General features: G+C 29.0%; 5 protein-coding genes. All 5 read right to left on the minus strand.

The features are described 5' to 3' along the window. Positions 1–873: 873 nt before the first annotated feature. Positions 874–1,170, minus strand: coding sequence for a CRISPR-associated endonuclease Cas2 (cas2, locus tag ACH2CG_RS13525; protein WP_395066076.1), 297 nt, complete (start codon positions 1,168–1,170; stop codon positions 874–876). Continuing rightward, positions 1,163–1,600, minus strand: coding sequence for a type II CRISPR-associated endonuclease Cas1 (gene cas1, locus ACH2CG_RS13530; RefSeq protein ID WP_395066082.1), 438 nt, complete (start codon positions 1,598–1,600; stop codon positions 1,163–1,165). Before cas1 ends, cas2 begins: the two co-directional genes overlap by 8 nt. A 101-nt stretch (positions 1,601–1,701) precedes the next feature. Further along, positions 1,702–1,956 (minus strand): hypothetical protein, encoded by a 255-nt coding sequence (locus tag ACH2CG_RS13535; RefSeq protein ID WP_395066078.1) that lies wholly within the window; start codon positions 1,954–1,956, stop codon positions 1,702–1,704. A 100-nt stretch (positions 1,957–2,056) separates the two neighbouring features. Next, a complete protein-coding gene (gene cas9 / locus ACH2CG_RS13540; protein ID WP_395066080.1) occupies positions 2,057–6,688 on the minus strand; it encodes a type II CRISPR RNA-guided endonuclease Cas9 in 4,632 nt (1,543 codons plus the stop codon). Between the two features lie 870 nt (positions 6,689–7,558). Next, positions 7,559–8,392, minus strand: coding sequence for an IS982 family transposase (locus ACH2CG_RS13545; RefSeq protein ID WP_395066084.1), 834 nt, complete (start codon positions 8,390–8,392; stop codon positions 7,559–7,561). Positions 8,393–8,662: the final 270 nt, after the last annotated feature.

Here is an 8,662-nt window from a genome sequence, read left to right on the forward strand (position 1 = left end):
TCCTTTATTGTAAATAAAACTGTTGTTGCTCACAAATACTTGAGCAACTAAATTGTTTGTTAAAAATAAATTTGACAAAGCTAAACTGAAAAATATAAATTTATTCATAATGTGTTATTTTAGTGCATAAAATTAATGAAATGAAATGTAATATTATGCAAATTTTCAAAGAAGATTAGATTATATTAATTTTCTTTCTAAATGATTGCATTTCATGGACTGTGGTGATGATAAAATAGATAATTAGTAGTAAATAAGGTTTATAAATGCGTTTAATTATAAAATAGGATACTTGTGCTTTCGTTTGTTTTGGTGGGTTCATTTTTGAAAAGAAAGTAGGAATAAACACCTTAATCGTTTTGTGAATTGCTTTAAAATTGTATTTTTGCATCATATTCCCAACTTGCAATATATTTTTTATAACGATGCTGAGTTGCGAATTGCTTTCAAAATTGTATTTTAGCTTATGATTCCCAACATTGGTTTGTCAGGTTGAGTAATGCATAAGTTGTAAATTGCTTTCAAAATTGTACTTTAGTTTATGATTCCCAACTCCTGTAAAGTATTATATTTAATATCTGGAGTTGTGAATTGCTTTCAAAATTGTATTTTAGCTTATGATTCCCAACTAGTTCAAGTATCATTTTATGGTCAAGTAGGTTGTGAATTGTTTTCAAAATTGTATTTTAGCTTATGATTCCCAACATGTCTTAATTTAATTGTCTGATATGTTGGTTTTTATATGATTTATTAGAATTTAAAAAAGAGTTGGTTTTTTCTTTCTTGGTGTAAATAAGTACCGTTTTTTGAGATTCTAAATTTTTAAAATAATTCTAATTGTTGTGAAGGTTTGTCAGTTTCTACTTGTTTTTTTCAATAAAATAGTTCCATCATGCCAAATTGTTTGTCGGTAATTTGCATGACACCAATTTTTCCATGCTCTGGTAGATTATTTTTTATTCTTTTGGTATGGACTTCTGCATTTTCTTTGCTAGCACAAAAACGTAGGTAAATAGAAAATTGAAACATAGAAAAGCCATCGTCTAATAATCTCTTCCGAAAATTACTAGCTACTTTTCGCTCTTTACTTGTTTCGGTTGGTAAATCAAAAAATACTAATATCCACAAACTTCTATATTGATTTAATCGGTTGTAGTGTTCATCATGCATATACTGGGTATAAAATCTTTCTTGCGGTTCCTTCGAAACATTGGTGCAAGGAGTGTGTTGTTCTACTCATGGCAACCATTAGAGGACTTTGTTTGCCGTCAATTTGAACATCAATTGAAGCAATGCTTAACAGTTGTTTTTTTATATCAGTACTTAATTCGTCTATGCTGCCTTCTGTTTCCATGATATGGCAAACAATTAAATCTACAAAGGGTCTGTATGGTTCCATAATATCATCTGCAAGACAATAAGCATTGTATTTGTTTCTATGAAAAATTCCTAAAGTAGTTAGCATTCCTGAGCTCACGATTGCTCTAGCTGTTATGCCTCTAAGGATAGCATATCCATAGTTTAATAAATTGTTTGGTGGCAGTCCTTTTTGCTGTCTTATAAAGCCATCAATATTAAATAATTTATCCCAATAATAAATTGCTGCCTAGCTTCATGATTTAAGGTATCTCCTGAAGTTACTTCTTTTGCCCAAAGTTCCATCTTGCGCATTGGAATTCCTTTTTCACGTAATAATCCGGCTTAGTTTGTAATTTTACTACTAATAGTTTGTTGCCAGAGGTTTTTCTTTAATGGGAGTGAAGCTTCAATTTGATGTCTAAATCGTTCGGTTTGTTGTGTGTGACCGTCCAAAGGCATTAATAAACCAATTGGTAAATGGTATTGATCACAATTAATGAGAGCGACATTATTATTGGTGAGTTTTTCTAACAATCCGTTTGTAATTGTAATTTGTTGATTTTCTAAAACAATAACTCCAATATCTTCAATAGCCACAGTTTTTTCGTTTCTTGCCCTTTGTCTGGATAAGAAATAACGATTTATTCATTTTTTGTACTTAAATAAACTGGATTACCGAAGAAAAGAGTTCGTTTTATCATTTGATAATTTTTTTTATTTTTCCTATTTTATCTACTTCGAGTTTCCAACAGATGGACTTAATCATTACTGGTTTTTCTTTTTCATCATAAATAGTATTTGAATTGTTAAATTCTAGCATCCTTTCGTTTTTATTATTGGAGCCATTTTCATTAGAAATAATTTCTTTTGAATAACTATTCGTAACAAAATGTCCTTCTCCTCCGGTACAACTTACAAATTTATAAATACGTTCTGTTTGCACTTTTGATAATTTATCGAAATTATGTACTGTTATGTTTTCTTTTTCATCTTCTGTAGGTATGTATACTAAATCGTTTGGAGAAAGAGTAAATAAAAGGTTATTGCCATTTTCATCTATTTCTAGGGCAGAATTTAATCCTTGTTTTTGTCTTTCAATCACTTCATTGAAAGGAACAGTTTTATAGTTTCTTTTTCCATTTATATCCTTATAAATTGCAAAAAACAAGTTTGTCCCTTTGGCAGCTTCAAAATATTTATTTTCTTTTTTACCGGTTTGTCCTAGACTAAATTTGCCACCTTCTTCAAAAACTCTAACTTTTTTAATTGGTTGGTGTTTTTTTCCTTTGTTTAATGCGGTAATGTTTTTGTTTAAGTCCTCTAAACCATTTTCAGAAAAAGCAACTTCGTATGCTGGGATTTTTTTACCATTTTCATCTGTAGCATTTTGATACATTTCTTGTTGAAGATGATTTAATAGAATTTTTTGTATTCCTGTGTCCGTTATTTTTTCAATTCTTTTTTCATCAAAAGTGATGTCAAGTGTCTTTCTTGTTGCTGTGGCTTGTATAGTTTCATAAATCTGAACCTTATCAATTGCCTTTCCATTAATCAAAATAGGGAAGTCCTTTAGATGTTTTTTTAAACCATCATTGTTGTTTGAATAAATTTTTATTTTTGCTGCTAATTTTTTTTTAACTTCTTTGTCAACAATCAATTCTATTTGTTCTATGGCATTTACAATAGAAATATGACTTTGTTTAATTCGCTTTAAAAACACTTTTCCGCTAACGGTTTCTGCGTGCATTGGTTTTCTAATTGCCCAATTGTCTCCTTTGGTTTGTTTAACTGTAATTTTTTTCATTGTACCATCTTCCTCTTTCCAAACTTGATATTTGTTTACCGTTTTATTGATAACTCTAGTGTTTTGCTTGAAGCTGATTATGGTTTGATTTAATTTATCTTCAGCTTTTTTTGTAAAGCCTTCCCAAGGTTTGTGAAATTCCCATTTGTAATTTCCATTTGCGTCAGCTTTGGTTTTAAAACAAAGTTTATTTCTTAATTCATGTTTGACTGTTTTATCCTCCTCCTCTTTTGCATTTAAATTATTTAAATAGTTTATGTGGGTTCTATTTACACAAGCAATTACCAATGCATCAAGAGCGTGATGGCGGTGGTCAATTCTTTTTTTAGAAAATCCTTTTGCAATTGCATCTGGCACTGTAGTTTGAAAAACTTGTTTTCCAGCGTTTCCAAATTCGTCTTTTTTGAGTTCTAATTTACCAAAATCACTTGAATTAGTAATGGTATTTAAACGCTCAAAACGAGGTGTAACTATTTTGTTCCAAACATCATTCAAACCCCAATCTTGTTTCATTTTGGAAGTTATAGAGCCATTTAAGGAAACGATATGTTTTGAGGTTACTTCTTGTTCATCGTCTTCTCTAACTATTTTACTGAAAAGATTTTTGACAATGTTACTGATATATTTAGTGTCATTTAATTGTCTTTCGATAAACCGTTCAGGAATCTCTTCACTCAATAATCGTTTTTGTTTGTTTTTATTTTTGCTGTAATAACTAGTGATATGTTGGTTATAAGCTTCTTTAGTGAAAATCTTAACTGTTTTCCCACCAGTTAATGTTACAATTCTATCTTCATTTTGTAGAATGAATTCTAAAGCTGTCTTATTCCTTTTCAAATCATTTACTTCGGATTCACAAATAACTTTGTTTATTAAGGAATCATCAAATAATCTTGATTGAGGAATGATGTGTTCGATTTGGTATTTTGTTGTAAAAAGGTCACTTAATGGAATTAATTTTCCTGTATATGGAGAAACATAACCTTGTTCTAGCCAAAGTTTGTATCTGTTGATTTCAGAAGAAGTGGGTTTTGCATTTTTTCTAATTTTATCAATGTCCTCTAATTTTTCTTTTCTGATTTCACTGCTGTAAACTCCTTCTTCGTAAATTTTCAAAATCTCTTGCTGACTAGGTGAATAGGGACGTATAGCAGCAACTCCATCATTTTTAAGTTCTGTTAAAATGGCTTTGATTCGAGAATTTGTGTTTTCGTTTTGATTTATATTGGCTGTAATTCTTTTTCTAACCGCAGTATTGTTTTTCATTTCACGCCCTAGTTCAATGTGGATTTCATGAAAGAAATTTTCTCTTCCTTCACCGTAATGTTGCCAAATATCTTTAACAACTCGCAAGGTTTCAGTAATGACTTGTTCTACAATTGGATTTCGGAGTGAATGTTGTTTGAAATCATTTTTCAAAAAGTGTTCGATATCTGCAGGAGTTTTCCATTTTGAAATATCGCTAGCTTCACTGTGTTTATCATAAATAATGTAGGATGCTAACCATAATGGCAAATTTTGAAAATCTGAGATTTTTTTTAAATCAATGGCTTTAAATCGAACTCGATTTCTCATGTTTTCGTCAAACTCTCCTGTTTGTATTTTGTCAATTCTAGCTAATGTTTTGGCATCGAAATCATTTTCATTCCAATTGCTTCCAAAACGCATTAACGTCAATAATTTCTTTATTGCTTTTTCAGAATAAGATCCGTAGTCTTTTTTATAAGGTTTTATTTTTGAAAAATTTGATATAAATTCTTTAGGTAAATTATGCCGTTTAGCAAATGTACATATAGCTCCAGATTGTAATCCTGTGATCTCATCAATGGAATACGATTCTGTTTTATCCGTAACTGAATATAAAATATGCCATAAATCTTGCGTGTTTTTAGCATCAAAAAAAGATTTATCTACATCAATTTTTGCAATTGCATTCAAAAACTGATTTCTTGTTTCATTGCATGGATAAATTTTGTCTTCAACAAAATTCCATCTGAATTTATCTTCTTTTAATTTGAATTTAGGATATGCTAAAAATTGTTTCTGACTGATTTCTGCTTTGTCATTTAGCCAATGGAATAATTCTACTAAATCGTCTTCTGTTTTTAAATATTCATTTGTAACATCAATTTCATTAACGATTTCTTTTTTATAAATTTTAAGATTTTTTACAAATTGTAGGAGTCTAAATTTTTGAAAAATAGGATTTGATTTAGCAATGCATTTTAAAGGTTTTACAACCTGTTGTCCATTACTATCTTTTACTAGATTTCCTCTTTTGTCTTTAATTGGGCTAAATTCTAAACTGCAATTACTGATTAATGAAGTTTTGCTTTTAAGCGGACGTTGATAAAAGATGATGTCTTCTAGAAGCAGGTACTCAAAACTTCTGTCTTTTATGTTGTTTTTATGTGCGTCATTGTGCTTGTATAATTCATTAATACATTTTTCATAAATATTTCTATCATTTAAAATAGCTGAATGAAATTCTATTTGCGTTTCAAGTATTTGTTTTAGTTCACTTTTATAATAATGTCTTTCAATAGTTCGAACTAATTTTCCATTGATTTTTTGATTTGGATTTTTTATCAGAGCATCAAATATATAAGAACCTACTGTTTTGGTACTGTTTTTAATGTCTTGTTCGGTTTTGGTTTTAACTAAAGTCCAATCATTTTCTAATGGCGCTCTAAAACTTCTTTTTTCTTTTCCCTCTTTATCTTTTTTTGGTGTAATGCCGTCTTCTTCGACATCAGTAGTGATAATAAATTCTTTAGTTTTTCCTTTCCACTCTACGTTGTTATTGCTTGGTTTGATAAAATCCCAACCGTTTTCTAATATGATTTTATATAGTGTTTGTCCTGATTTGTTTTTCTCGTTTGTGTTGATAACATCTGTAACAACTAAAGAATAAAACTTAACAGATTTTCCTTTATTTTCATCTTCTTCCTCACCACGCAATTGATAATATCCTCTTTTTTGATTGAAATTAAGTATTATCCAAGCCAATTCTTCTTTAGTTATTTTTTGGGTTAATGCTTTTTTTCTTAAATAATAAATTGTCCAATCATAAGGAACTTGTTTCAAATTAGGATTGGTTATCTTGAATTCTGCAATCATTTCTTGGTGGCTTTCCAAAAATAAGAACTGGTTTTTACCGTTTTCATTTTTATAAAAAGATAATTTTTCTTCTCTTTGAGGTTTAAATTGTCCAAACTTTTTATCAAAATCGATTGATTCGGAATAATGTTTAGGTAAAAAATCAAGTATGTTTAAAATACGATGAAGACGCTCTCTTCTTAATAAGAAACGTTGGACTAATCTTCTTGTTCCTCTGTATTTTGTTCTTTCAGCAGTTTGAGAAATAGATACACCACTATCAAATTTGCCAAGAACATCCTGACTCATTGGTATTATACGGCTCCCTAATCCTTCAATATTCCCTGTTTTATTCTCAAAATCATTATTTGTTAGTGCCCAGCCAATACTATTTGTTCCTAAATCCAGTCCTAATATTTTTTTCATACTTCAAAAATTTATTCTATAAAAGTAAAATAAAGAAAATTTATTTTTTTATGGCAATCCATAATCATTGTTAATTATTTTTTTGTATAATTGTGTACATTTTTGAAGCAATTCACAATAAGGATTATTCCGTTGTGAAAACATTCAAAGCGGCAATCAAAAGTTGTCGCTTTTTTTATTTATTGTAGGATTGTTAAATTCTTTGAAAAATAATAAAGTGCCTTACGGTTTTGGACTATTTTTCTTTAAACTGATAAATATTGCCAAAATTTTTAGAAGACAAGCTCAATAATTCACTAAGTTGTCATTTATTTTCTTATTTTAATTTTCAAAAAATTCTAGGTAAGCCTGTACCTTATAATTTAAATAAAGTTGTGTTAGCGATGTTCTAGAAATTACACTATTGTTTCAGTAAATCCAACCACCAGAACATTAGTTTGTAGGAAGCCTACTGCCATTTTAGTCAGGTGTAGGTTCTTGTCTATTGTAAGGGCAGTGCGCCGTAAAATGTATAAAGGTCATAATTTTTTTTTATGTTAATTTTTGATTAGCTGTTTTATTTCTTATTTCCATTTTCTAAAAGCAATATCATAAATAACATTCCTCCGCCAATTAATATTGTTTTTCAAATTCGCCACTCGAGCCTCAAACACCATAGCTACCTCCACTATGACAGTGTCTAAATAAACTGTAAGTTTAACAAGCACTGCAATTATTAGATCCAAAACATTTCCCTGCAAAAATTAAATTTACTGATAAAATCGTAACAATAAAAATCAAATAACACTATTTATTTTTATTGAAAGGTTTTTTTATGTCAGTTCTGAAAATTACTTTTTAGATTTTATTGTCTTAACCCGTTGGGTGTAATTAAATGATTTGATTTTTGATATTATTTATTAGTCTATCAAAGATAAATTTATTGATATATTGAACCAATGTTAATGCTGTTATTTTTGCTAAAATTCTTGTTTTAAAACCTTGAAAAGTTTTAGCATAATTATTTCTAATTCTGAACTGGTCACATAATTGCGAAAATAATGTTTCGATTCTTTTCCTTGACTTTCGAAAAATATAAGGTTGTGGTTTATAGTCTTTTTGATTTTTCCTTTTTGGCGTTTCTAATTTGATATTTACTGTGTGAAATAAATCTAATTGAATGCTTTTAGATAAATAACCTCTATCTCCAAGCAACACACAATCAGACATTTGTTGTTTTATGTTTTTTAAAAAATGAACATCATGAACTTCTGCTTTTGTAATATCTACGGAATGAAAAATCCCATTAATGGAGCAAACTCCATGTAATTTATATCCGTAAAACCAGTTGTTTTGAGAAGCACAAAACCCTTTTGAAGGAGCTGTTTCGAACTCATTTTTACAGATTTTAATTCTCCTATGACGAGCAAATTTGCAAATCTCCAACGGCATACTATCGACTATATAATAATCTTCAAATTCTAAAAACCGTGAGGCTAATTTTGTTCTTACTTCTTCTGAAAATAAAAACAATTTTCGTCTTCTTTTATTGAATTGACTTCGCTCGATTAAATTAGGAATTTGTTGCTTATCAATCTCTTTAAATAAAGAATTCTCACTATCAATAGACATAAATTCAGCTATCAAACTCAATGCAACTACTTCTAAATCAGTCATTTTTTGTTTTCTTCCAACATCAGATTTAAACTCTAATTCACAATTCAAAGAACGTATAACTTCTAAAACTCTTAAATAATTTTTTACTATATTTGACATAGATATTGTTTTGTTTTGCGACATCAAGATACTGAATTTCAGTGTCTTGACCAGTATCTAATCAATTTATTTTACTTTAAATAATTACACCCAACGGGTTGTCTTAATAATTATTTTTATATCTATTTTAGAGTTTTAGAAGTTATAAGTTCTTTGAATTGCGAATTAGAATATAAATCAGATGTTGGTAGAAAACAAAAAATGTCTGATTTAGAAGTA

Origin of the sequence: Flavobacterium sp. (genome assembly GCF_043778725.1) — a bacterium.
Classification (GTDB): domain Bacteria; phylum Bacteroidota; class Bacteroidia; order Flavobacteriales; family Flavobacteriaceae; genus Flavobacterium.

Bases quoted from the DNA above. Each gene is read 5' to 3' on its own strand.
- cas2 (WP_395066076.1), bottom strand. From the start codon at position 1,170: ATGCATGATGAACACTACAACCGATTAAATCAATATAGAAGTTTGTGG.
- cas9 (WP_395066080.1), bottom strand. From the start codon at position 6,688: ATGAAAAAAATATTAGGACTGGATTTAGGAACAAATAGTATTGGCTGG.